The 24,928-nt window shown below is 36.2% G+C and carries 23 protein-coding genes and 2 pseudogenes; 13 read left to right on the forward strand and 12 right to left on the reverse strand.

Annotated elements, in window-relative coordinates; genetic code table 11:
• A partial coding sequence (locus tag VER_RS06815) for a LysR family transcriptional regulator substrate-binding protein (protein ID WP_162100114.1) occupies positions 1–656 on the forward strand: 656 nt, incomplete at its 5' end.
• A 62-nt stretch (positions 657–718) separates the two neighbouring features.
• Here the strand turns inward: VER_RS06815 and VER_RS06825 are convergent.
• A pseudogene (locus VER_RS06825) lies at positions 719–2,151 on the reverse strand (DASS family sodium-coupled anion symporter).
• Between the two features lie 13 nt (positions 2,152–2,164).
• Positions 2,165–2,863, reverse strand: coding sequence for an RraA family protein (locus tag VER_RS06830; protein WP_162100117.1), 699 nt, complete (start codon positions 2,861–2,863; stop codon positions 2,165–2,167).
• 488 nt (positions 2,864–3,351) lie between these two features.
• On the opposite strand from VER_RS06830, the gene VER_RS06835 reads away from it, so the two are divergent.
• Positions 3,352–4,893: an IS1182 family transposase gene (locus VER_RS06835; RefSeq protein WP_238390171.1), complete on the forward strand. Its 1,542-nt coding sequence runs from the start codon at positions 3,352–3,354 to the stop codon at positions 4,891–4,893.
• Between the two features lie 171 nt (positions 4,894–5,064).
• On the opposite strand, the gene VER_RS06840 is transcribed toward VER_RS06835, so the two are convergent.
• The gene (locus VER_RS06840; RefSeq protein ID WP_162100119.1) at positions 5,065–5,931 is read right to left on the reverse strand and encodes a hypothetical protein; all 867 of its coding nucleotides are present in this window, start codon (positions 5,929–5,931) and stop codon (positions 5,065–5,067) included.
• Positions 5,932–5,941: 10 nt separating this feature from the next.
• Positions 5,942–7,306 carry a hypothetical protein gene (locus VER_RS06845; RefSeq protein WP_162100120.1) on the reverse strand — a complete coding sequence of 455 codons (1,365 nt, stop codon included), beginning with the start codon at positions 7,304–7,306 and terminating at the stop codon, positions 5,942–5,944.
• Between the two features lie 459 nt (positions 7,307–7,765).
• Here VER_RS06845 and VER_RS06850 point away from each other — a divergent pair, with 459 nt between their 5' ends.
• From VER_RS06850 to VER_RS06885, 7 genes and pseudogenes are all read left to right on the forward strand, one after another.
• The gene (locus tag VER_RS06850) at positions 7,766–8,050 is read left to right on the forward strand and encodes a citrate lyase acyl carrier protein (protein WP_162100121.1); all 285 of its coding nucleotides are present in this window, start codon (positions 7,766–7,768) and stop codon (positions 8,048–8,050) included.
• Positions 8,047–8,922, forward strand: coding sequence for a CoA ester lyase (locus tag VER_RS06855; RefSeq protein ID WP_162100122.1), 876 nt, complete (start codon positions 8,047–8,049; stop codon positions 8,920–8,922). Before VER_RS06850 ends, VER_RS06855 begins: the two co-directional genes overlap by 4 nt.
• Before the next feature lies 1 nt (position 8,923).
• Positions 8,924–10,462 carry a citrate lyase subunit alpha gene (citF, locus tag VER_RS06860; protein ID WP_162100123.1) on the forward strand — a complete coding sequence of 513 codons (1,539 nt, stop codon included), beginning with the start codon at positions 8,924–8,926 and terminating at the stop codon, positions 10,460–10,462.
• Positions 10,463–10,537: 75 nt separating this feature from the next.
• The gene (locus tag VER_RS06865; protein WP_162100124.1) at positions 10,538–11,437 is read left to right on the forward strand and encodes a LysR family transcriptional regulator; all 900 of its coding nucleotides are present in this window, start codon (positions 10,538–10,540) and stop codon (positions 11,435–11,437) included.
• A gap of 24 nt (positions 11,438–11,461) precedes the next feature.
• Positions 11,462–12,864 (forward strand): annotated as a pseudogene (locus VER_RS06870) (DASS family sodium-coupled anion symporter).
• 23 nt (positions 12,865–12,887) lie between these two features.
• Complete coding sequence (locus tag VER_RS06880) at positions 12,888–13,703, forward strand: amidohydrolase (RefSeq protein ID WP_162100126.1); 816 nt, start codon at positions 12,888–12,890, stop codon at positions 13,701–13,703.
• Between the two features lie 58 nt (positions 13,704–13,761).
• On the forward strand, positions 13,762–14,004 hold the full coding sequence (locus tag VER_RS06885; RefSeq protein ID WP_162100127.1) for a hypothetical protein: 243 nt from the start codon (positions 13,762–13,764) through the stop codon (positions 14,002–14,004).
• Between the two features lie 155 nt (positions 14,005–14,159).
• Here VER_RS06885 and VER_RS06890 read toward each other — a convergent pair whose 3' ends face one another.
• Both VER_RS06890 and VER_RS06895 read right to left on the reverse strand, forming a co-directional pair.
• Positions 14,160–15,080 (reverse strand): hypothetical protein, encoded by a 921-nt coding sequence (locus VER_RS06890; protein WP_238390172.1) that lies wholly within the window; start codon positions 15,078–15,080, stop codon positions 14,160–14,162.
• 115 nt (positions 15,081–15,195) lie between these two features.
• On the reverse strand, positions 15,196–15,957 hold the full coding sequence (locus VER_RS06895) for a helix-turn-helix domain-containing protein (protein ID WP_162100129.1): 762 nt from the start codon (positions 15,955–15,957) through the stop codon (positions 15,196–15,198).
• A gap of 478 nt (positions 15,958–16,435) precedes the next feature.
• Here VER_RS06895 and VER_RS06900 point away from each other — a divergent pair, with 478 nt between their 5' ends.
• The 4 genes from VER_RS06900 to VER_RS06915 all read left to right on the forward strand — a co-directional run bounded on the left by VER_RS06900 (position 16,436) and on the right by VER_RS06915 (position 18,982).
• Entirely contained in the window at positions 16,436–17,059 is a 624-nt protein-coding gene (locus VER_RS06900) for a site-2 protease family protein (protein WP_162100130.1), read from the forward strand.
• An 11-nt stretch (positions 17,060–17,070) separates the two neighbouring features.
• Positions 17,071–17,553, forward strand: coding sequence for a low molecular weight protein-tyrosine-phosphatase (locus tag VER_RS06905; protein WP_162100131.1), 483 nt, complete (start codon positions 17,071–17,073; stop codon positions 17,551–17,553).
• 195 nt (positions 17,554–17,748) lie between these two features.
• Entirely contained in the window at positions 17,749–18,120 is a 372-nt protein-coding gene (locus VER_RS06910; protein WP_162100132.1) for a hypothetical protein, read from the forward strand.
• Positions 18,113–18,982 (forward strand): HigA family addiction module antitoxin, encoded by an 870-nt coding sequence (locus VER_RS06915; protein ID WP_162100133.1) that lies wholly within the window; start codon positions 18,113–18,115, stop codon positions 18,980–18,982. The genes VER_RS06910 and VER_RS06915 overlap by 8 nt, the downstream gene beginning before the upstream one ends.
• Before the next feature lie 85 nt (positions 18,983–19,067).
• Here the strand turns inward: VER_RS06915 and VER_RS06920 are convergent, their stop codons facing one another.
• The 6 genes from VER_RS06920 to VER_RS06945 form a co-directional block, all read right to left on the reverse strand.
• Entirely contained in the window at positions 19,068–19,706 is a 639-nt protein-coding gene (locus VER_RS06920; protein WP_162100134.1) for a bifunctional 2-keto-4-hydroxyglutarate aldolase/2-keto-3-deoxy-6-phosphogluconate aldolase, read from the reverse strand.
• A 131-nt stretch (positions 19,707–19,837) separates the two neighbouring features.
• Complete coding sequence (locus tag VER_RS06925; RefSeq protein WP_162100135.1) at positions 19,838–20,788, reverse strand: sugar kinase; 951 nt, start codon at positions 20,786–20,788, stop codon at positions 19,838–19,840.
• 79 nt (positions 20,789–20,867) lie between these two features.
• Entirely contained in the window at positions 20,868–21,854 is a 987-nt protein-coding gene (gene kdgT, locus VER_RS06930) for a 2-keto-3-deoxygluconate transporter (protein ID WP_162100136.1), read from the reverse strand.
• Between the two features lie 55 nt (positions 21,855–21,909).
• On the reverse strand, positions 21,910–22,707 hold the full coding sequence (locus VER_RS06935; RefSeq protein ID WP_370456473.1) for a gluconate 5-dehydrogenase: 798 nt from the start codon (positions 22,705–22,707) through the stop codon (positions 21,910–21,912).
• Between the two features lie 156 nt (positions 22,708–22,863).
• Positions 22,864–23,706: a 5-dehydro-4-deoxy-D-glucuronate isomerase gene (gene kduI, locus VER_RS06940; RefSeq protein WP_162100138.1), complete on the reverse strand. Its 843-nt coding sequence runs from the start codon at positions 23,704–23,706 to the stop codon at positions 22,864–22,866.
• A 129-nt stretch (positions 23,707–23,835) separates the two neighbouring features.
• Positions 23,836–24,864 carry a LacI family DNA-binding transcriptional regulator gene (locus VER_RS06945; protein WP_162100139.1) on the reverse strand — a complete coding sequence of 343 codons (1,029 nt, stop codon included), beginning with the start codon at positions 24,862–24,864 and terminating at the stop codon, positions 23,836–23,838.
• Positions 24,865–24,928: the final 64 nt, after the last annotated feature.

Here is a 24,928-nt window from a genome sequence, read left to right on the forward strand (position 1 = left end):
CGTTTTGTCCTATAACCCCAGAATTCAATGAAGCTTACCCTAATGTAACAGTAGAACTTACTATGGAAAATAGCCCAATATTAAGAGAAAAACTTCTTTCAGATAATTTAGATTTAGCCATTGGTCTATTTGATACCCCTCCCGTAGAATTAAATCATAAATTACTATACAAGGATCAATGTTATCTTTGTATATCAGAACGACTACTTGACAAATATTTTTCACAAACAACCAAGGAAATTCTAAAAAAGAGAAATATTCAAGGGGTTGACTTAAAATCTTTCGAAGAACTACCAATCTTTCTAATGAATTCAGCCAATCATATTGGCCATATCATACAACAATTATTTTTAGAATCAGGAATAAAACCCGATTTATATATGTCTACCAAATCTGATTCCTTAGGACCGCCTTTATGTTCTGCTGGTGTAGCCGCTAGTTTTATTACTCATTCGCGACTCCTCTTTGAATGGAATACAATCGCCAGTGACATAAATATTTTCCCTGTTATGTTTCATAAATCACCTTTATACTTTGATTTATATTTAATTAGTCCTCAAAATAGCCGTTTCCCTAAATATCAACTTTATTTTACAAAATTAATATTAAATTATGTCCAGCGTTTAAATTTAAATCCATTATCAAGAATTATATAATTCAAATAAAATATACTAAACCCCCAACTATTATGTAGCCACATAATAGTTGGGGGGTTCTATTAATAAAGACCTAACCATTTCCAATAAGTTAAAGCCATTACACTAAAAACAACGATTGCCATAGTTGCAATAGGAGCGCCCACTTTAGGGAAATCACTGAATTTCAACTCTCCAGTACCAAAAATAATTAAATTTGAAATTGTATTATAAAATAAGAATAAAGGAAATCCACCAATCAACATCCCTGCTGGTAATGCTAACACCGCAGGGTTTACTTCAGCAACCTGAGCAATACTTATTACTACTGGTATCATCATAGTTGTCATTTTGTCGTTCCCATAAAAGGAATGTGTAAGTATTGAATAATTGCCATAACAACAATAATTAATGCAACAATCGGTACATTCTCGATATTCAACATACTAAATAATGTCATAGCTAACCATTTAGCCGCACCGGTCTTTAACAATAACTCAGCAATAATAAACCCGCCAGCCATAATCATCATAAACTGAAAACCACTAGTCTTTGATACATCTTTCCATGTAACGACATTAGCAATAAATATTAAAATAACACCTATAATTGCTGCAACTGTTGTATTTATACCAGTTAGACTACCTGTTAACCATAATAAAACTACAATTAAAAATATTATAGCTGTTTTCCATTCATCCATACTCATACGCCCTCGCTCAGCTAATTCCTTTTTTATATATTCTACGCCCCCTGGTATCTCATTACATTCAGGCTTATATATTAAACGAATAAACCACGTAGCAAAAAACGCCATAATTAAAGCTGGTGGAAATCCATACATTAACCACTCACCATATGAAATAGTTTGCCCAGTGGCTTGAGCAATAAAACTAACTACGATAGGATTAGGTACAGTAGCCGTTAAAATACCACTACTAATAATGGAGTTTGTAAACCCTAATGTAAGTAGTAACCCTATAGCAAAATTATTTCTTCCTTCAATATTACTTTGTTTCTTATATAATTCAATAATAGCTAAACAAACTGGTAATAATGTAGCCGTTCTAGCCGCAGTTGATGGAATTAAAAATGCTAATATAATATTAGCTATAGTAATCCCTATAACCATCCGTGTTGCTGTACAACCAATCTTAGAAAGTAACACATATACGGACCGTTCAGCTAGTCCTGTCTTTTCCATAGCCGGAGACATCATTAATGCTGCAATAATCAAAAATATAGACGAATTAGCAAAACTACCTAATGCAGGACCTAATTTCATCATGCCAGTAAAAATTACAAACGGTACGAAAACAAAACTTACCATAGGTAAAGGAACTGGTTCTAACGCCCACATTAATATAATAGTAACAAACATACCTAAAGCCTTTAATCCCTCTAAAGACAAACCTTCAGGTAGCGGTAATAATGTGATTAAAAAATATATAAGAAAAATACTAACTAATTCAATAATACGACGTAACATAGATTTTTCTTTCTTATCTTTTTTCATAAGTCACCTCTATTTAAAAGTAGGAAGAATCAATAATTTCTGTATTCTGTTCATTCAACTTCTCATCTACCCATCCTCGTTTTGCTTTTCCCTCAATAGCATCTTTTACTTTCTGTGAATCAAATGCTTGAAATTTAATTGCTTCTTGCAATACTAATTCAGCATCTTGAAATGGAATAATAATAACACCATCTGCATCCATTACAACCACATCTCCAGGATTAACTGAGATCCCACCACAAGAAATAGGGGTATTAATTTCACCAGTGCCACTTTTGTAAGGACCACCAGGATTACTCCCTGTTGCATAAATAGAAATCTTCATATCTTTAACTATAGCAATATCTCTTAAAGGTCCATCTAAAACAATGCCAGCAATATTTTTATGTTCCGCTACGCGAAACATAATCTCACCCATTAATGAGCGATAATCACAACCAGTATCATTAGAAACTACAATTACATCCCCTGCCTCAGCCATATTTAATGCTTTATGAATCATCAAATTATCACCACTACGTGTTTTCACAGTTAATGCTCGCCCTGCTGTAATTAATTTATCAGGATTTGATTTTAATGAAATCCTAGGATGTAATGCACATAAACGTCCCATAGAATCAGCAATATTAGCTGCTGGGATTTCCTCAAATGCTTTTATAACCTCATAATTAACACTAGGACGTTGTAAATATACACGATTTCCAATAGCCATAATAATTCTCCTTTATACCACCTAATCACTATAACTAAATCAGATTGCAATCATTCTTTAATCGAATGTTAATCTAGTAAACTACAAATTACAAACAACAAGTATTTGTCTTTACTACAATTTTTCTTTGTACCCTTATTAAAGTCACCATTTCTAAGACATTAATATATATAAAAAAATTTTAAAACTCATCTATGAAAATAATACATAACCAAATTCTTTTGACAATACATAATATTCCTCATTGACTAATAATAATTAGATTTTGAAGCTATTAATACAAGGGGCTGTAACGAAATACAACTCCTAAAACTATTAATGCGGCTTGAAGATATATAAGCATCTTCAAGCCGCATTATTGCTATATTTATATAAGAAAAAAGGCCCTAAAGGGCCTTTTTTGTTGGTATAATTAATTTATGAAGAAAAACCATATCCAACACGGTAATTATACTAAAATTTCAGGCTTTCGCCAAGTAGTTTTATCTTTGGATTATGGCATTCGGATTGGACCTAATGAGCCGGTGAGATTACTGGATGCTGTATTGGAGGAACTAGACTATACAAAGTTACAGCATCTTTATTCTTCAAACGGAAGAAAATCTTTAGTACCACCGTCTATTTTGTTTAAAATCTATGTATATGCCATGACCGAAGGCATTGTATCTGTTCGTAAAATCGCAGAACAATGCACTAAAAATATCCATTATATGTGGTTGTTACAAGGGTATCCAGCCCCTTCCCATATGGTATTTCATAGGTTTTTCAAACGATTAACCGTTGAAATAGTACAAGATTTGTTGGCACAACTAATAGAGGTACTGAGCCAAGTAGATAGTATAGACTTTTCAGAAGTTTTCATTGATGGTACGAAGTGGGAAGCGTATGCGAATAGATATAGTTTTGTATGGAAAAAAGCAATTATAAAGCAAACGGCTAAACTTCCAGATAAACTAAAGGCATTACAATGTAAAGTAGCTATTGAATTACAGCAGAGTGAGATGACTTCATTGACTGATGATGAGCTCTTAATATATTTAGAGAACGAAATTAGTAAACAACACATTCCGATTGTACATGGTTCTGGTAAACGGAAACATACTTTACAACGCTTATGGGAAGAGTGTTTAGTTATTCGTAATAAGCGTATGGCGTATGATGAAAAATTACAGATACTAGGAAGTCGCAATAGTTATTCAAAAACAGATCCGGATGCTACCTTTATGCGATTAAAAGAAGACCATATGTTAAATGGTCAACTAAAGCCAGCATATAATGTACAATTAGCTGTCCATAGTGAGTATATTGTAGGTGTTAGAGTATTTCCTAACCCTACGGATACAAAGACGTTAATCCCGTTTATAAAGCAATTAGAATCTCAGTATAAACAAAAATTTCAATATGTAGTGGCAGATGCAGGGTATGACAGTAATGAAAATTTATCTTGGCTCTTCGCGCATGATTACAAAACATGTATAAAACCAAGTAGCTATGAACGCAGTAAAACTAAAAAATACCGCGAAGACATAGGCAGAGCTGACAATATGGTATATGACGAAATAAGTGATACCTTTACTTGTGCTAAAGGGCGCAAATTACACTTTGAACGCATTAGAAAGACTAGAAGTAAAACAGGTTTTATCTATGAAAGTAGAGTCTACCGCTGTGAGCGATGTAACTATTGCGGATTACGTAGCCAATGCCAAAAAACATATACTAGCTTTCAATCTAAAGGTAACAAAGCCCTTTATATTTCAACACAGTACCGAGCTATGCTTGCTAAAAACAATGAGATATTTAACAGCCCCTTAGGAAAGCGGCTTCGTGTTAATCGCTCCATTCAAGTAGAAGGCGTATTTGGTGTACTAAAAGAAGATATGATGTACAAACGACTCCGACATCGAGGAGCCGATAACGTAGAAAAAAATCTTCTATTAATAGCCTTTGGTTTTAATGTAATGAAGTTGCACAACCGAATTCAAAAGGGCCGATTAGGAAAGCGTCTATTCGAGATAAAAACAGCTACATAAATATATTAAAAAAGCGTTGCTAAAGGCTTTTTTTAGGTGCGCCTAAAAACTAAAATAAGGACTTCTTTGAGTGTTATCTTATCTCAAAGAAGTCCTTATTTTAAAAAAGAAAAGAAGACTGTAACTTAAATGACAGATAAAATCTGCATTTCGTTACAGCCCTATTTATATTCACTTATTTTCTGATATTGTACTTTCTATTTTTTTAGCTAACAATTCACTTAACCCCTGGCAAAGATTAATAAAGGTGCCTAATTGTTGTTTTTCTTCAACCGTATATAATGCATAATCTTTTAAAAAATTATGTTTTCTCATATAAGTGCGCAACATAACAATCTTATTTGCCGTATGGTCTAACAACATTCGAGCTTCTTCCACCTGATATCCACACTGTTTCAATGATGTAATATTACCTTGAATATTATCAGCTTGCTTAATTGCTTCAGCTGACACATCTTTATTCTTTTTGTACCACTTAGCAATACCTACTAAAAGTGAAATAATACTAATCCCCCAACCAATCGGTCCAAGCATAGATAATATAAAGCGACTTCCTATAAAAGAACCACCTGCAGCAATAGAAGCAAATCCACCAACTACAACAGACATATTAGCTAATCCTGAACCTGTAGCTGCTAGTAAAGTAGAACCAGCCGATATAGAACCGAATGTCGTTGACATTGCTACAGCCATAGACGGCCCCAAACTTACTAGTCCAACACCAACCCCACTCACCATCCCAAATTTAGCCAAGCGCTCACCCAATTGATGTTTCGTTAATTTTTCTAGCTGAGCTACTTCTTCTGAAAATGCCTGTGACTTTAATTGAATATCTCCCATTTCTTGTAATAGCTTTTTAGGTTTATTTGCTATTGTACTCAGAAACAGCTCACATTCTTCGAGCACTTTAACAGCTACTATTTTATGATTATGGAATGTTTCCGCACTTTTTAAAGCATCTGAATAAATTACCGTATAATCTTGTTGCACTTTTTGTAACAGACGAAGGGCTTGCTTCTTTTCACCATAATGAAACATAAGACCCCTCCTAACTCATAAAATCATCCACATCATGCGTTGATTTCACTTGCTGTTCTTCCGCTACTCCTAAACTATCTGAAATCTGACAAGTTGCCTGTAACTGACTATCTAAATTATCCCTATAATCTTCATGACTATACTCTAAATAACTACAGTCATAATCTACATATCCTGCCTTACAACGTCCCCAATCACACTTCGTAAGAGGTTCTACTAATGCCTCAATAGAATCAGTTAATCTCTTATATTCAGCTGTTAACTCCCGTAACTCTGCCACTTCTAAACTTTCAAAAAATTCTTCAATTCGTTCGGCCACATTATACCGCTCTAGCAAGAAAAAGCCTGTAGTCATCATCATACCAGCGATTAAAGCTCCTAAAAATTCAGTCAATGCATCCCCTACTGGTAACTCTGCCACAATAGAACCTAACGAAGTAATAATCAAACTACCAAAAACCACACTACTACTTACAATAAAACATTTTAGAATAGCATCAGTTCGATCAGCTAATGGAATATCTTCTTTTGAAAAAATAACCTTACTTTTTTCCATCACTACTTTTCGCATCTGAAATAAAGCTTGTAATATTACACGAATCGAATGTCGAAATGAATTAATCAGCATAACAACAATATTAAACCAAGTTCCTTCTAATGCTTCTTCTTTAACATATTTCCAAAATACAGGAAAATTACTTTTGGCATTAGTAAAACCAAATTTAATACCCTGCTCCATTTTACGACTAAACTCTTTTATACTTTTTACGGTTGACCACTCGTTAAAACATTTTTCACGAATGCCAAACCATATTTCAGCTAAAAAGAAACCTACTCCTTGTCGAAGAGCCATTTGAATACCTTTATTCAAAACATTTTTACCAGCACCTACCCAATATTTATGATCTGTAAGATGGGATAAATGAACTTGATTTTTTAAACTCCCCTGATAATTGTTATACGTAGTTTCCATATTATTTAAAATCAAGTCTTGTACTATATCATCCAATGAAAATTCTTCCATTTCTACTTCTTTTATAGTTTCTTTAGCCTTCTCGATTTTCCGCTTAACTTGGTTTGAAAAATTCACTAAATTTTTCTTTGGCAGAATAAATGTTGCCATATTCGTAAATTTATCTTGTATTCCCGTTACAATAGACTCCACATATGACTCTTGTGGCTCTTCTGCCATAACCTCATCCATAACACGCTCATAAGCTTCATTAGAAATTGGAGGTTCTACATCATCATTACTTAAATGACATTCTCGTAAATAATCAAGCCCAAACGTAGTAATCAAACTCTGCAACATAGTTTCTTCATAATTTTTTAATAAGTCTAACCCTGACGGTCTGAATGACATTGCCATATCCATACAACTCACCCCATACATACCTTACAACGCTAACCTTAATAACCCCATAATTAGTTAGTTTTATCAATTTGTATATATCGACTTAAATTATTTACCTATATTTATTATTTTAAAATCCACACAAATATATCTTATCTAAATAATACCACATTCTTCATCTTATTTCCATAATTAAGTTTTATTTCTTCTTTTGACTATCTATGACCTCTAAAACCTTTCAATAGATATAATTTGTTTGGACATACTTCATATCACTTGATTAAAAAGCTCAATCTAATACTAGTTTAAGACTCTAACCTTCATTTTGTCAGGCCCCAAGAAGCCCAATAATAACTTACCATTAGACTTTTACAATATTAAGTCTAACAAGTATTGTTTTTTCTTATCATCAAAATAAACTTTTAATATTGTACATATAATTTAAATCCTATTAAAGTTAAATTATCGGAGGTGAATAATATGATATTTACAAATAAAGCAATTACAGTTGGTTCAGAAAATAAGGGAGATGTTTCTATAACACTTGAATTAATAGGTACTACACGTGATATTGAAATAAAAAGCAAATTATCTCCCAAATTCAACGCTTCAATTCAAGCAACAATAAATTATACTCTTGATATATTTAAAATATCAGGAATAAAACTATTAATTATTGATCAAGGTACTTATAACTTTGCAATAAAAGCCCGCCTAGAAACTGCATTGAAAAGAATTTCTAAATTAGAAGGAGCCGATTTATGAATACGCTTTATAGAACTATGTTTTTTGTTCCAGGTAATTCACCTACAAAATTAGTAAAATCCGAGATTTATGGTGCTGATTGCATTATTTATGATTTAGAAGACTCTGTATCAATCTATGAAAAAGATTCAGCGAGAGATCTTGTAAAAAATTTCTTATTGGAATTACGCCCCGCTTCAGCTTTTGGAATTCGTATCAATGCTCAAGATACACCATATTACGAAGACGATGTTAAAACAATGGTTCCGCTAATACCCCAATTTTTACGCTTGCCCAAAAGTGAAACAGCTCAAAATATAAAGGATTTAGATGATTTAATCACACAATATGAAGAAAAATCACACATAGAAATAGGTACAATCAAAATCATAGCCACTATTGAAACTGCATTAGGAGTCTACCATGCTTACGATATTGCCACTGCCTCTCCACGTGTAATTGCAATAGGATTAGGTGCCGAAGACTACAGAACCGATATGACACTAATTAATACTGACTCCGGAGATGAACTCCTGTTTGCACGTCAGCAGATTTCTTTAGCTGCTCACGCAGCTCACGTCATGCCTATCGATTACGTTTTTAGCAACTTTTCTAATGAAAAAATGTTTCAAACAAACGTAATTCAAGGAAAAAATATGGGATTTACTGGTAAATCAGTCATCCATCCGGCTCAAATTCCGATTGTGCATGATATATATGCCCCTACAATCGAAGAGATTAATCATGCTAAAGAAGTTTTCTCTGCCTATACTCAAACGCTCACAAATTCTAGTGGGGTAACTGCCTTAAAAGGTAAGATGATCGATAAACCTATGGTTATGCGTGCTAAAACTATATTATCTTACGCCGAGTCACTCAGAAAGGATATATAACATGATTACACCTCAAATAATGAAGGTTATTAATAATATTTCTGGATTAAAATACAAAAAAATTTACTCCACTCCATATGAGTCTCTATCAAAAAGTCAAATGACCTTTCGTCCAACAAAATATAGAAATCCGAAAAATAGCCTTAACAAAGTAAAATCTCTAAATTATGTTCTTGATGCAATAAAACTAAAGTCAGGTATGACCATTTCATTTCATCATAGTCTACGTAATGGTGATGCTGTTATGTATTATATTTTAAAAGCAATTGCAGATAAAGGAATCAAAGATTTAACTTTAGCTGTCAGTTCTTTAAGTTTAATTCAAGACTGCCTGCTTCCATTTTTCGAAACAGAAGTAATCACAGCTGTAGATACCAGTGGCTGCAGAGGGAATCTTGGATCCTTCATTCAAAAAAAAGGGTTAAAAAAGCCTGCAATTTTTCGAACACATGGCGGACGCGCTAGAGCAATAGAAACGGGAGAGTTACACATAGATGCAACATTTATTGCAGCCCCTATCTGTGACCACTATGGAAATATTAATGGTGTACAAGGTAAATCGCCTTGCGGTTCTTTAGGATATGCAATGCCAGATGCTCATTATGCAGATCATGTAATCGCAGTTACCGATACCCTAAGTAATACTGTGTTGGATTACATAAGCATCCCTCAAACCTTAGTTGACTATATAGTCGAAATACCTTCTATCGGAGACTCAAAAGGTATTACAACAGGCTCAATAAGAATTAGTAAAAAACCCGCAGAGTTAATTATATCAAAGCTTGCTGCCGATGTAATTAAAGCAACCCCCTATTTTCATAACGCTATGAACTTCCAATTCGGTTCTGGCGGTATGGCTATCGCAACTGCATCTTTCATAAAAGAAGCTATGCTACAACGAGGTATTAAAGCTAATGCTGGTGTTGGTGGAGTATCAAGTTTCCACGTTCAAATGTTAAATGAAGGTCTTATCGATACATTCTTTGATCCACAAGATTTTGATTTAACAGCTATCCAATCTTTATATAATAATCCTAGACATCACGAAATTTCAGTATCCGACTATGCCAATCCATTGAGTGCTAACCCATATGTAAATATATTAGATTTTGCAGTTCTAAGCGCTACTGAAATTGATTTAAACTTCAACGTTAATGTCTTAACAGACTCTTACGGCCGTTTAATGGGAGCTCCTGGTGGTCATCCAGATGCTGCCGCTGGAGCAAATTTAACAATCATTACCATGCCACTATTAAGAGGCCGACTTCCTATGCTATTGAATAATGTTACAACTTGTGTTACTCCCGGAGAAACTGTGGATATTTTAGTAACAGAATATGGTTTAGCCATAAATCCTCTTCGAATAGATTTAATTGATATTTTAAAAAACACCTCACTCCCTATATATTCTATTGAGGAGTTAAAAGCAAAAGCTGACAAAATTGCCGGACCAATAACTCCATTAGAATATAGTGATGAAATCTGTGGACTCGTAGAATATCGTGATGGTTCAATCATCGATGTTATTCATAAACTATAATCTCCTAACTTATATGTAAATGTATGATATGCTTATTAAATAAAATAATTTTCTCATATCATATCGGGAGGGGCTATGAATACACGCGATTTACTTATTTTAAAATATCTCAAAGAATTTAAAAACATTACCAAAACAGCTAATGCGCTTTTTATCTCCCAACCAGCACTAACAACTAGAATAAAGCAACTAGAAATTGAGTTCAATACAATACTAGTTCATCGTGACAATAAAGGGGCTTTTTTAACACCTACAGGAATAGAGCTCTTAAAGTTTTCCGAAATTGCCCTGCATGAACTAGATCAATTAAAAGATCGTATTAGGTCAATTGATGATGCAGAAGCAGGTCATATAAAAATAGCCGCGCCTAATATTATCAGCCTTTATTATTTACCACAATTAATAAAAAACTTTAAAATTCTTTATCCTAAAGTAAAATTCAGTATTACTATGGCCCCTAGTAGTCAGGTTTCTAAATTGATGCATAAAGATAGTTGCCATTTTGGATTTCTAAGAGATGATTTTGGCTGGGATAAGGGTGAAAAAAAACTACTTAATGTTAATTATATTTCTATAGTCTCGACATTGCCTTTTGAGATAAAGGATTTGGTACATATGAAACGTGTCGATTATACTACCGATACATATTACCAAAAAATGCTTGATTTATGGTGGCGAAATACTTTCAATTGCGAACCTAAAATAGATATTATGGTAAATAGTTTAGATTTATGCAAAGAAATGGTTTATAGTGGCTTAGGGTTTGGAATACTCCCTTCTGTATTTTTACCAGAAATCCCAACAGCCTATCACTACATTCTAAAAGACCCTCAAAATAAACCTATTGAAAGAAAAACTTGGTTTATTTATAAAAAAGAACTTCTTACAAATCAAATATTAATAGAATTTAAAAATTTTGTAGAAAATCATAACTTTTCTAACTTTTTAAACCTAAGGGGGCAAAAAACAGAATAATCTGAATAAGCTAAGGAGGCTATTATGAATAAAAAGAGTATCATTAAATGGTTATTACTCCTTGTAATTTTAGGTATAATATCCCTAATCCCCGCACCAGAAGGCTTAACACAAACATCTATGTATATCCTTGCCATATATATAACTTCTATTGCAGGTATTATTATCCGTCCCGCTGAAGAATCAGAAGTATTAATTGTAGTAGCCGGTATAGGAAGTTTAATTGTAGGTCCATCTCCTGTATTAAACGGCTTTGCCACTACAACAGTCTGGCTTGTATTTATAGCATTTTTAATAGGTATGGCATTTGTTAAAACCGGTATAGGCAAAAGAATTTCCAATATTTTAATCGGAAAATTTGGAAAAACTACCCTAGGTTTAGGATATATTATGGCTATTGTAGATTTAATTATTAGCCCTGCTACACCATCAAATACAGCTCGATCAGGTGGTATCATTTATCCAATATTTCGTAGTATATCATCTACACTAAATAGCGAACCAGAAAATGACAGTAAAAAAATTGGCTCTTATTTTACAATGTTACAAGCCCTTGTTAGTTTTACAACTGCAGGTATATTTATAACTGCATGTGCTCCTAATTTGATTACAGTAGACTTTGCTCAAAAAATTCTAAATATAGAAATAACTTGGTCACTTTGGGCTATAGCAATGTTTATTCCAGGGATTTTAATTCTAATTTTAACACCTTTATTATTATATAAAATATATCCCCCAGAACTAAAATATATTCCTAATTACAAGAAAATAGCCAAAGATGGTCTATTAGAATTAGGTCCATTAAAACAAACTGAAAAAATACTCATCTTTTTATTTATTTTAGCAATAATAGGATGGGCATTAGGAAGTACATTAAAAATTAATGCAACTGCTGTCGCATTAGCATTTTTGCCTTTGGACTACTTTTTAAACTTTTTACACTAAAAGATGTTTTAAATAACAACGGAGCTTGGAATACACTATTATGGTATGGCTTTATCTGCGGATTATCTGCTGCGTTAGCAAAAGAAAAATTTTTTACTTGGTTAGCAAAATGGATTCAGTCTATTTTAAACTTAAATTCATTTAATGAATTTTTAGTTCTAAGTATTATCATTTTAGTCTGCATCTTCATTCGTTATCTGTTTGCTTCCATGGGAGCTTTTGTTACAGCATTTGTACCTGTAGCCTTTACAGTGGGGTTAGCTGCCAATATATCACCTATGGTACTAGCTTTCATGGTAGCAGCCTGTACAGCTTACGGATGTGCTTTAACACACTATGGCGGAGCACTAGGCCCAATTCTTTATGGCACTGGTTTTGTTAAACAAACAGATTGGTGGAAAATAGGATTTATTTACATGCTTATGAATGTATTCGTTTATTTCACAGTTGGATTACTTTATTGGAGCATTATCGGATTATAATAAAAATCAAAAGGAGTAATGATATGAATAAATATAAATTACCTCCAGGGGCTTGTAATTGTCATCTCCACATTATCGATCCTAAATTCCCTAATGATGGGAAAGCAAAACATCAAATAGGAACTATTTCTGATTATAAAAGAATCGCCAAAAAACTTACTCTAGATAAAGCTGTCTTTGTACAAGCAAAACCATTTAGACTTGACAATACTTGTCTACTTGATGCAATTCAACGCTTTGGAGAAAATTATAGTGTTGGAATTGCAGTAACAAATAATTTAATTACAGATCAAGAGCTATTCGAGTTGCACCTAAAAGGAATCCGAGGTTTACGCTTTAGCATGTGGAATCCTAACAATGCAGTAGTATCTTTTAATGACTGTTTACCTCTTAGTGAACGTATCAAAGAATTTAACTGGAACATACAACTTCATCTAAGCCCAGAACAATTATTAAACTCTTATGATATGATAAAAAATTTAAACTGTAATATTGTTCTAGACCATATGGCTCGTCTAGAAAGTTATACTAATCCAATTTTTAGTAAAATTTGTAAACTTATTGACCTTGGTCATACTTGGATAAAGTTGAGTGGACCTTATTTAAATAGTAAAGAAAATGCTCCTTGGACTACAGTAAACGACCTCGCAAAAACGCTAATATCTTATGCCCCAGAAAGAATGTTATGGGGCTCTGACTGGCCTCATGTAACTGAAAAAAATAAATACGATGAAAAACTATTTATCGAACTCCTATATCAATGGATTCCATCTAAAACCATATTAAATCAAATTTTAGTTAAAAATCCTAATGAAGTATATAATTTCAAAAATTCTTAATAATTATATATAATACCTACATTGAATATGTTATAATCCATAAAAAGGAGGTATTTCTATGATTAAAGAAACTATAATTGAAATGATTAGCTCTTACTTCAAAATTGATGAAAGTAAATTCATGTCCGTAGTCAATAACATCGAAGGTCTTAATGTTAACAGCCTTGAAGATGTAAAGAATCTCGATAGTGCTCAATTACAGACGCTTCTAGAAAGCCTCAAGGATGCGTATGGCGAAGTAAGTGGCAATGAAGATTTAAAAGCAGGTCTTAGCAACCTAGCTGGCAAGTTTTTCAAATAAAACTAATACAATAATAATGCGACTGGAAGAGTGATTTATATCTTCCAGTCGCATTATTTATTTTACGCTCAATATTTTATTCTAAACTCTATATACTGCTTTTCCCTCATTCATTTCCATGATTAACACTAACAATCCCCAAAGTCCATCACCACTTATCTAAACAATGCTTCCATATCCACCAAGCCCATTGGCACTGGTGCCACTAAGAATAAGCTCACCACAGCCAAGATAGTCACCGCAATCGCTGCATAAGAAAACGTCCCACGACGACTAAATTCATACATCCCGGCAAACCGAATCCCAATAGCCGCCCCTACAGCCGCCACCAATGCAGGCATGGAGAAAATAAATTCTGTAGCAAAAATCGCCATAATACCAACAAAGGCCGCCACAAAGGTAATCACAGGAATCATCACGTCTTGCTTACTTGTATAATTACGGCCTAAAGCACGCGCATAGAAGGAACTATCTAGTCCAAATAAACCTAAGAACAAGGTTAAAAAGTTCCAAATCTGTGTCCACATACCGCGAAAAGCATCACGATGTTTAGCCGCATACCAGGCAAACCCAGTGAGCCCTAACATAGCTAAGCCTACTAAAATAAAATAGTACGTTTCAGGCATATAGGCTACCGCAAAAACACCCACTAAACACCAAATTGTAGCAATGACAACACTAGTAAAGACTTGGCTTAATACAGGGCGATCAGCGTCTGGCAAACGTTGATACATATTCATCGCTAGTTCGGCAATGAAGCACAAAATAAAGAATGCAATGGACGCTGGTGGCGCAATAAAGGCCAATACCACCGAACCTACTACAGGAATCGCCACGCGCCAGCCTTTAAATAAAACTAAATGCTTTATATTTAACCGAAAATCTTGAGTTTCAGACGTAAACCCATTATATACAGCAAATGTCAGCATAAACGCTACTAATTCTAATGGTTTCGCCCCCCAATACAACAAAGTAGGGGCGATAATAAACGACAAAGCCACACCTGTGAACCGTGAAATAAGAGCCGCTCCCAAACCTACAGTAAAAAACGGCAACAACGCAAGAATAATATCCATCATACTCTCCATTCTACAACAAAAATACATTATAACGTGCTACTTTCTTGCTTTCTAGTATAACGAATTCAGCCCTCACATTGCAACTTTCTTCCCTATCTACTTGCACGGTTTATTAACTTTCTTTACGAGCCCCACGATACCCCTGCCACTGATCAAGGCGACGTCGTACGGCCGAATATGAACAGCCTAACTCCTCGGCGATTTGCAAGGGACTCTGCCCTTGTTGATAGCGTAAGCACACATCATAGGTATTTAATTTTAGCTGATTACCTCGTAAATGAATCCCTGCTTCTTTTAATTGTTCTGCTACCGTAGCCGGTTTTACCTTATATAAAGTGGCTAGCTCCGTCGTCGACATATGACGCTGCGTATATAGATACACCAATTCTTTTACATTCACATAAATGCGCTTATTACTATGGCGAATCATGACCCCCGCTCGTCGTAAAGTGGTTAACACAGTCCAACGTGATAATTGTAACCGTCTAGCAATCCACGAAGCACTTTGACCATTATTATAAAAAGATATAATCTGTTGCTGCTTACTATAGGTAGGCTCCACATAGGTCACTGGCTTTGACGCTAGTACACCTAACTGACGCAATCGATCGGCCACCGTTGTGTGTGAGCAATGGTAGCGTTTGGCCAGCTCCTTTACCCCTAAGCCCGCTTCAACATATAAATGTGCTAATTCTTTAATGGGCAATGACTTTCGCCGTGTTCGAATGGGAATCTCGTACTCATGCAACCGTCGAACCACCGTATCTTGACTGCAATGTAATTCTTTAGCAATGTCCCACGTCGATAGTCCTTTATCTATATATAAACGTTGTAATAGTGGCCGTGGAATCATCACTTGTCGACCTGTCCCCATAATTTGAAACCTCCTCCTACAAACTGAACGCCTACTAAATTAACTGTCCCCTCAGCCTAGCTAACCACAGTTTAACTAAACTCAGCCTAACTAACCTCAGTCTAAATAACCTCAGTCCAACTAACCTCAAACCTAACTCCCCTCAGTCTAACTAACCTCCATCTAACTAACCTCTGTCAAACTAATCATCGAGCTCACTATTCATTATAAAAAGCCTCCTTTACAGAAGCAATATTTTCACTCATACCATTAGAGTGAGTGTCATACCCGTAGTGGTTAATCCACTGTCAGTTCATTATTTGACGGTAAAACGTTCCCTTTTGACCAAAGAATTCATAATTTGACGCCGCCTATTTTTCTATTTTGACGGTAGTAAAAAATACACAAGACCCTACATTGATTCACAAGGGGCTCTTTGCTTATATCGATATTTTACGGTATACTAATAGATATATAAATTTTACCAAAGGAGCTGTTTATGTCTAATTTCAGTTTATTAAATATTGTAGCTGCCTTACCAGCTATCATCATCGCTATGGCGATGCACGAATATGCCCATGCAAAAGTAGCCGACGTATTAGGTGATGACACGCCTCGTCGCATGGGGCGTTTGACCATGAACCCGTTCGCTCACCTAGATTTTATCGGCATGTTAATGCTTTTACTGTTACATTTTGGTTGGGCTAAACCAGTCGTAATCAATCCTGCTAATTTTAAAAATAAAAAACGTGACGATATGCTCGTTTCAGTGGCAGGACCACTGGCAAATATCGTAGTTGCCTTCGTATCCGCCTTTGTGCTCTTTTTCATTAACAATCATAATATCGAAGTATCACAAGGCTTATATACGGTCATTTCTTTAATGGTTATTATTAATGTAAACTTCGCTCTATTTAACTTAATTCCGATTCCACCATTAGATGGGGCCCATATCGTATCTAATTTTTTATCGCCCTCTTGGCAAATGAAATATTGGCAATGGCAACGATTTGGCTTTTTAGCATTAATTCTCCTTGCCTATACGCCATTTTTGGGTATGGTCCTTATTCCACTCCAACAGAGCATTTTACGCGTATTTAGTCTAGTTCTACAATTTGTATAAAAGGAGTTCCTATGACCGCATCTAAACGGCCTATTCATGTTCAATTTGTTTGCCATGGCAATATTTGCCGTTCTACGATGGCTGAATTTATTTTTAAAAACCTCGTAAAGCAAGCTCACTTAAGCGATTATTTCAAGATTGATTCTACCGCTACTAGTCGCGAAGAAATCGGCCATGATACACATCCTGGTACGAAAGCTAAATTACGGGATATGAATATTCCCTTCACACCACGCCAAGCACGCCAAATTACGAAAGCAGATTACGCCTCGGCTCACTATATTATCATAATGGATGAAAATAACCGCCGTAACCTCGAACGGCTACTCGGACCTGATACAGAGCATAAAATTCACAAAATGCTCTCCTTTATTGGCGAAACCCGTGATGTAAAAGACCCTTGGTACACAGGTAACTTCGATGAAACCTATGAAGATATTGCACCAAGTTGTGAATCATTGCTAGAACAAATTATAAATAAATATAACATATAAGAATTTTACCCTCATTCTAATTCAAAGCTGAACTTTTTTTTAAAGGCTGTAACAAAATGTAAATTTATTCGACATTTTAGTTACAGCCTTTTTACTATCAATTAATTACCAATTATACACATATTGACTTCTTAACAACAACTCACTATAATTTAATTACTAGATAGGTAATTGAATTATAAAAAGGATATACTATTGGATATTGAATATGCCTCGATGAAAGTAAAATTACAATGTACAGATATCAAAACGGCCCACAAGTTATTTGGTAGTAATCAAACTCTCGTAAGAAGTTTATTTTCAAGAATCTCTGCCATAAAAAATGCCCCTATTTTAAAAGATATCATTCTATTCCCACCATTTAGATTTCATACCCTAAAAAATAAAAAAGGAAATAATTTACAAGGCTATTTTGCCATTGATGTAAAAGCAAAAACCGATGCTTGGCGAATCATCTTACAGCCATTAAATAATGACAAAAAACCTTTTATACCTTGTAATATTGATGAAATTGCTACCATAGTTAAAATAGTCGAAATAAAGGAGGTTAGCAAACATTATGAGTAATTATATTGAATACAACAATACGATGGCTTTTCATCCAGGCTATTATATTCAAGAATTAGTAGAAAATAGTGGCCTTACCCAAGAAGATTTTGCTAAACGCCTTGATACGACACCTAAAAATCTTAGTCTACTCATTCGCGGTGAACAAAGTTTATCTATTGATATTGCCATGAAATTATCACGACTATTAGATACTACTGTTGAATTTTGGCTTACTATGCAAAGTGCATACGACACTGCAATAGCCGAATTAAAATCTAACCATGAATTACAACGAGAACGAGCAATCTTCAAATACTTCTCTTACGAATACTTCGCACAACACTATCATCTGCCACTTGAAGCCCAGAGCATTGATGAGCAAATAAAGTTCGTCAGAAAAGTGTTGCAACTTTCCAGCTTATCCATACTCACTAAGCCTAATACAATTGCTAATTGTAAATTAACAACTAATACCTTAACAGAAAGGGAAATTATTTCTAACAATATAATGACACAATTAGGGATTAACCAAGTATTACAATCAGAAGCTCCCAAATTTACGAAAACAAAGATAAAAGATTCTATTAATTTCTTAGACGCCCTTTACTTAGATAAACAATTTAATCAAGATATACTTCTTAATTCTCACGATAATCAACTCAATCGAATCGCTGATTCGCTGTTAGCTTCTGGCATTATTTTAGCAAGCATTCCTAAGTTTCCCGGTGCGACATTAAAAAGTGCCACTAAAAAATTAGGCAGTAAAGTAATGCTCCTTATTAATACGACTCCACAAGAATCGGTCATTTCATTAGATATAGTTTACCAAGAACTTCATAACATTGCTCATGGTGACTATGGTATCACAATAGCAAACTAATGAGTCAAATCATCTATTGCTTCCCAAACGACAAAAAGCCCAAGGCTGACTATCTATTCCTGATAGCCTACCTTGGGCTCTTACTTTATTTACGGGCTGCTGCCACAGCAGCGACGAATTTTTTAGCCGTTTCAGTAATCTCAGCTAACGATTTACCACCACCTGTTAAAGCACCGCCTGCCCCAACAGCGACAGCACCGGCTTTAAACCATTCTGCTACATTGTCGATGCTAACACCACCGGTTGGCATCATTTGAGCTTGTGGCAATGGGCCTTTTACGGCTTTAATAAATTTGCTACCTACTACTTCGCCAGGGAATACTTTTACAATGTCTGCCCCCAACTCAAGAGCTTGAATAACCCCTTGAATCGTAGTTGTGCCAGGCATACAAGCCACACGATAACGATTACATAACTTGATAGTCATTTCATCAAAAGCAGGCGATACGATAAACGCCGCCCCATTTAAAATAGCCATACGGGCTGTTTCAGCATCCAATACAGTACCAGCACCAATCACTACCTTAGCATTCTCTTTGTACTTTTCAGATAATGTTAAAATCGCTTCATGAGCACGTGGCGTTGTAAAGGCTACTTCAATAGCAGTTACCCCACCAGCAATGCAGGCTTCAGAGATTTGCACGGCTTCTTCTGGCGTGTTGCCACGAATAACAGCGACAACGCCAATGTTCTTAACGGTTTCAATAACTTGCAATTTATCCATACGGGTCCTCCCAATCTTATCTTTAGCTCTGTTTCCTACTCTATTATATACATTTCAGCCTTATTCGTCACCACTTAATAGTAGGATTCGTCAGCACTTCGTTAGGCTAACAATATGCTTAAGTATTTCAATTATTCACTTAATTTAGCACTATTCTGATAAGCCACTAATTGTTCTGGTGTAGGTAACCCTTCATTATCCCCTTCCACTTGCACTTGAAGAGCCCCAATAGCTGCGCCACGACGAACTGCTTCCGCCCAGCTAAGGCCTTCCAAACGGCCACTAATAGTGCCTACGGCAAAGCCATCACCAGCGCCTACGGTATCAACTACCTGTTCCACAATATAGGCTGGCGCATAGAATGCTTCCTCAGCTGTTTTTACATAGGATCCTTTAGTGCCAAGTTTTACGATAACAGCTTTAGCCCCTTGTTTTAAATAAAAGTCCGCAATATCTTCAGGCGTTTCAAGACCAGTTAAGAGTTTACCTTCCCCAAGGCCTGGTAATACAATGTCTGCTAAGGAGGCTAAGTAGTTAATGTTTTCACGCATAACTGCTTCCGATGGCCAAAGAGCTGGGCGAAGATTCGTATCAAAGGATACTTGCACGCCATGTTCCTTAGCGGCCTTCATCATAGCAATAGACGTTTCACGGCAACTGTCAGACAATGCTGGGGGAATACCGGTCACATGTAAATGGTCATATTTTTCCCACTGCACCGTATCCACTACGGATGGTTCCATATAGGAAAAGGCGGTGAAACGACGGAAATTAACTACTTCGGGGTCCCCTTCTAAGGTTTTTGCTTTCAATTGCATGCCTGTACGATTCACATCATCTAAGGTTACATAATCAGTGCCAATATGTTGCTCGGCTAAAAAATCTAAAATATGTTGACCGAACGGATCATTTCCTACCCGACTAATATAGGCCGTTTCATGGCCTAAACGGCTCATACCAACGGCAAAATTAACTTCTGCCCCACATACATAGCGACGAAAGGTTGTTACATCTTTTAACGCTTTTGGTTCCGTAGCAACCATTAAACCCATTGGCTCCCCAATTGTAAGAACTCGTGCCATTTTTATTCCTCCTCATTATAGCAAGCAACACCCTGAGCCGACGGAGGCGCAAGGTGTGCTGCTAAAACCTTTAATTATATTACCCATTTACCACAATGCGAGCGGCTTTTGTTTTACCTTCATCACTGAAATGTTTACACCAAAAAGCTGTTACAATTGGTACTAAAATTGATGTAACAACTACGGCCGTAGCTACTAAAGCAGTAGCGGCTGGCGCAATTGGTGCAAAGGCGGGAATCATTCCAGCAATAATGATAGGATTCGTTACGGCAGCACCGGCTGTACTAGAAGCAGCTAGGCCTGCGCCACCATTACCACCTGCTAGGTATTTGTCTGCTAAAATCAAAGGAATACCTGTAATAATAATAACAGCAACACCTAATAAAATACCTAATAAGCCAGTATGAACAACCATCATAAGGTCAATTGTATTACCTAAGGCAAAGCCGAAGAAGGGAATCATAAGCATAGTGCCTTGGCTAAAGAAGGTTTTGCACTCTTTATCAAGATTGCCAAGTGCAAAGCCAATTAAGAATGGTAATACAGCGCCTACAAATAGATGTGGCTCAAAGGTAGCCGCCCCAGTTGTACCAAGAATCATCATGGTTACTAATGGGCCAGACTCAATAGACATCAAAACGAATGCCCCTGCGTCTTCCTTAGACCCGTACTGTGCCATCAAGGAAGCATATAAACCACCGTTAGTCATGTCCATAGCTGTAACAATAGCTAAGGTGGAGAGTCCTGCAAAAAATCCTGTTTCAATCATACCACTAGGCATAAACATAACACAAATATGCCCAACGATCCATGCTACTAAAATCTTTGTTACTACTAAAGTACCCGATTTTTTCAAAACGGTACCTGTTGCTTTTAAATCAATACTGGCACCCATACAGAAGAACCATACCGATAAAATAGGAACGGTGCCACTAATTAAACCATTTGTAAATGAACCAAAATATTTACCAGTTCCAGGCGCTAAGGTATGTAACAAAGCACCGAGTAATAAAGGAACGAGCATGAGCCCGCCAGGAACACGTGATACTGCCTTCATGATATTCATGTTGATTTCCTCCAGTATAGGGGCTAGGCCTCGTAGCGAGGCCCGCCCAAATCGATTATGGTTGTTTACCGATATATGCTAAGATACCGCCATCTACATATAATACATGGCCATTGATAAAGTCAGATGCTTCAGAAGCAAGGAACACAGCTGGTCCTTGCAAATCCTCTGGTGTACCCCAACGAGCCGCTGGTGTTTTAGCAATAATAAAGCTATTAAACGGGTGACCTTCGGTACGAAGTGGTGCTGTCTGAGGGGTTGCAATATAGCCAGGGCCAATGCCATTACACTGAATGTTGTATTCACCATATTCAGACGCAATATTACGAGTTAACATTTTAAGACCACCTTTAGCAGCTGCATAAGCAGACACTGTTTCACGGCCTAATTCACTCATCATGGAGCAAATGTTAATAATTTTACCATGCCCTTTTTTAATCATGCTAGGAATAACAGCCTTAGCCATAATGAATGGGCCTACTAAGTCAATATCGATAACTTGACGGAACTCTTCAGCAGCCATTTCCACCATCGGAATTCGTTTGATAATCCCTGCATTATTTACAAGAATATCTACACCGCCTAATTTTTCCTCAATATCTTTAATCATAGGAATAATTTCTTCTTCTTTGGTTACGTCAGCCACATAACCTACTGCATCAATGCCTACTGCTTTATAATCTGCCACCGCTTTGTCGCGCGTTTCAGCATCTAAACAGTTGAATGCAATTTTAGCACCTGCCCCAGCAAGCGCTTGAGCAATGGCAAAACCAATGCCATACACAGCACCTGTTACGAGTGCTACTTTTCCGTCTAAACGGAATTGTTCTAAGCCGTTCATAAGAGCCTCCATTTAAATCATGTATCAATATATTGTATAATTTTACGAAACCAATCACCGATAAACCGAGCAAAATTCATATGTGTATCGATTTCTAAAAGCGGTAAAAAAATATATTTTTCATTACCACTATTTTTAAACTAGTGCAGCCTATTTACACACTGGTTATTATTTCATATCTGTAATCGCAATATGATCCATGTCATCAAACGCTTGATTTTCGCCGCCCATAGCCCAAATAAAGGTATAGTTGGACGTACCAGCACCAGCATGTAAGCTCCAGGAAGGGCTAATTACAGCTTCTTCATTGTGCATTACAATATGACGAGTTTCCTGTGCTTCGCCCATCATGTGGAACACAACATTATCTTGTGGCACTTCAAAGTAGAAATAAATTTCCATACGACGTTCATGCGTATGTGGTGGCATGGAGTTCCATACACTACCTGGTTTCAACTGCGTTAAGCCCATGGATAATTGGCAAGTTTCTAATACATCAGGATGGATGAATTGGTTAATAACACGATCATTTGCTGTTTCCATAGCCCCCATAGGACGTTTATTAGCTTTTGCCATTGGAATAAAAGTTGTTTTATGAGAAGTATGTGCTGGCGCTGAAACCATGTAGAATTTAGCTGGTTTCGCTGGGTCAACGCTTTGGAACGTTACTTCTTTAGTACCTTTAGTAATGTACACACAGTCCGTATAGGTAAGGTTAAATTCTTCACCGTCAGCTACGATTTTACCATCGCCACCAACGTTGAAAATACCAATTTCGCGGCGTTCTAAGAAAAATTGAGTACCGAAAGTATGCCAAATGTCCATACCTTTTTCAAGATTTACAACTTCGTTAACTGGCATACAACCAAGGGTTACCATACGGTCAACGTGGCTATACACAGCTGTTACTTCATCCGCCTTGAAAATATCTTGAATCAAAAATTCGTTGCGCAACTCTTCCGTTGTATATCGTTTAATGTCGCGCGGGTTTACACTATAACGTGTATCCATGTGTGTGTCACTCCTTTTATATACATAAAATAAATACCTAACAAAATTGTAATAATACTATATAAGAGCTTCTTAAACGAGCTCATTATTACCTAACGAAACACTATATGCAAGCTTACTAACAAAGTCCTATAAAGATTGGCGCTCCACAATGGAACAAGGCAAAATCACAGTTTGTTGTGGCAACGTTTCTTCCGCATTGTCTTCTAAAAATTCCTTAATGCGACCTACTAACAAACGAGCACATTCTTGGCCAATTTCATAGGTAGGTAGTTCAACAACGGAGATACCTGGCCCAATAACATCCATCCAGGTCCAGTTATCATAACTATAAACACCTAAGTCTTTAGGAATACTTAACCCATATTGCCGTGTAATTTTAGCAATATCACTAAGTACTACCCCATTACCAGCAAATACAGCCAGCCGTTCCTTAGCTTCGCGGGCAGCCTCTAACTGAGTCATCACCATATTAGCCAAGCTGGCTTTCGTCGTCTTGTCATATTCTAAGGTCAGCGCTTCCCGGCCTGTTTTAGCTTCATATTGTTTTACAAATTCATCAAACCGTTCCCGACGAATCCCATTAGTTCCGACACGACGCGTAGCAAACAAAATGCGCTCGTAACCTTTACGAAGTAATAAGTCTAAGCTATCACCAGTAATGCGCTTCGTATCAGACGATACTAAGTCACAGTCACAACCAGCAACTGGCCGGTCCGCTAACACAACAGGCATCACCGAACGATTTACTTCATTTAAATACGCTACCTCAGCACCAGTGGCATTAATAACTACCCCATCTACGCCTTGAGCAATCATAGATTGAATATAGCGCCGTTCCTTCTGAGGGTCATCCGCTGCATCCGCCAATAAAACGGTAAAACCATGTTCCTCACACCAATCAGCAATTCCTGAGTAAAGAATAGCAGAGAAAGGACTTGAAATATCTGACACAATAACACCAATCATATGACTTTGTTGCAAGCGCAAACTACGAGCCATTTTATTGGGTTTATATTCAATGGCCTTAATCACTTCACTAATTCGTTCGCGCGTGGCCGCCGACATATATTCATATTTACCATTTAAGTATCTAGAAATTGTGGTCTTTGAAAACCCTGTGCGTTCAGCTACATCGGCAATCGTTACTTTACCCATATAGCAGCCTCCTTTCGTATCTTGCGTATAAAAGGTAAGCACTAAGGCTACTCCATACACGAAC

Source organism: Veillonella sp. R32, from assembly GCF_010093125.1.
Classification (GTDB): domain Bacteria; phylum Bacillota; class Negativicutes; order Veillonellales; family Veillonellaceae; genus Veillonella_A.

Bases quoted from the DNA above. Each gene is read 5' to 3' on its own strand.
- VER_RS06855 (WP_162100122.1), top strand. From the start codon at position 8,047: ATGAATACGCTTTATAGAACTATGTTTTTTGTTCCAGGTAATTCACCT.
- VER_RS06890 (WP_238390172.1), bottom strand. From the start codon at position 15,080: ATGGATATTATTCTTGCGTTGTTGCCGTTTTTTACTGTAGGTTTGGGA.
- VER_RS06935 (WP_370456473.1), bottom strand. From the start codon at position 22,707: ATGGAGGCTCTTATGAACGGCTTAGAACAATTCCGTTTAGACGGAAAA.
- VER_RS06920 (WP_162100134.1), bottom strand. From the start codon at position 19,706: ATGGATAAATTGCAAGTTATTGAAACCGTTAAGAACATTGGCGTTGTC.
- VER_RS06840 (WP_162100119.1), bottom strand. From the start codon at position 5,931: ATGTTTCATTATGGTGAAAAGAAGCAAGCCCTTCGTCTGTTACAAAAA.
- VER_RS06865 (WP_162100124.1), top strand. From the start codon at position 10,538: ATGAATACACGCGATTTACTTATTTTAAAATATCTCAAAGAATTTAAA.
- VER_RS06945 (WP_162100139.1), bottom strand. From the start codon at position 24,864: ATGGGTAAAGTAACGATTGCCGATGTAGCTGAACGCACAGGGTTTTCA.
- VER_RS06885 (WP_162100127.1), top strand. From the start codon at position 13,762: ATGATTAAAGAAACTATAATTGAAATGATTAGCTCTTACTTCAAAATT.
- VER_RS06850 (WP_162100121.1), top strand. From the start codon at position 7,766: ATGATATTTACAAATAAAGCAATTACAGTTGGTTCAGAAAATAAGGGA.
- kdgT (WP_162100136.1), bottom strand. From the start codon at position 21,854: ATGAATATCATGAAGGCAGTATCACGTGTTCCTGGCGGGCTCATGCTC.
- VER_RS06915 (WP_162100133.1), top strand. From the start codon at position 18,113: ATGAGTAATTATATTGAATACAACAATACGATGGCTTTTCATCCAGGC.
- VER_RS06845 (WP_162100120.1), bottom strand. From the start codon at position 7,306: ATGGATATGGCAATGTCATTCAGACCGTCAGGGTTAGACTTATTAAAA.
- VER_RS06900 (WP_162100130.1), top strand. From the start codon at position 16,436: ATGTCTAATTTCAGTTTATTAAATATTGTAGCTGCCTTACCAGCTATC.
- VER_RS06895 (WP_162100129.1), bottom strand. From the start codon at position 15,957: ATGGGGACAGGTCGACAAGTGATGATTCCACGGCCACTATTACAACGT.
- VER_RS06880 (WP_162100126.1), top strand. From the start codon at position 12,888: ATGAATAAATATAAATTACCTCCAGGGGCTTGTAATTGTCATCTCCAC.
- citF (WP_162100123.1), top strand. From the start codon at position 8,924: ATGATTACACCTCAAATAATGAAGGTTATTAATAATATTTCTGGATTA.
- VER_RS06830 (WP_162100117.1), bottom strand. From the start codon at position 2,863: ATGGCTATTGGAAATCGTGTATATTTACAACGTCCTAGTGTTAATTAT.
- VER_RS06925 (WP_162100135.1), bottom strand. From the start codon at position 20,788: ATGGCACGAGTTCTTACAATTGGGGAGCCAATGGGTTTAATGGTTGCT.
- kduI (WP_162100138.1), bottom strand. From the start codon at position 23,706: ATGGATACACGTTATAGTGTAAACCCGCGCGACATTAAACGATATACA.
- VER_RS06905 (WP_162100131.1), top strand. From the start codon at position 17,071: ATGACCGCATCTAAACGGCCTATTCATGTTCAATTTGTTTGCCATGGC.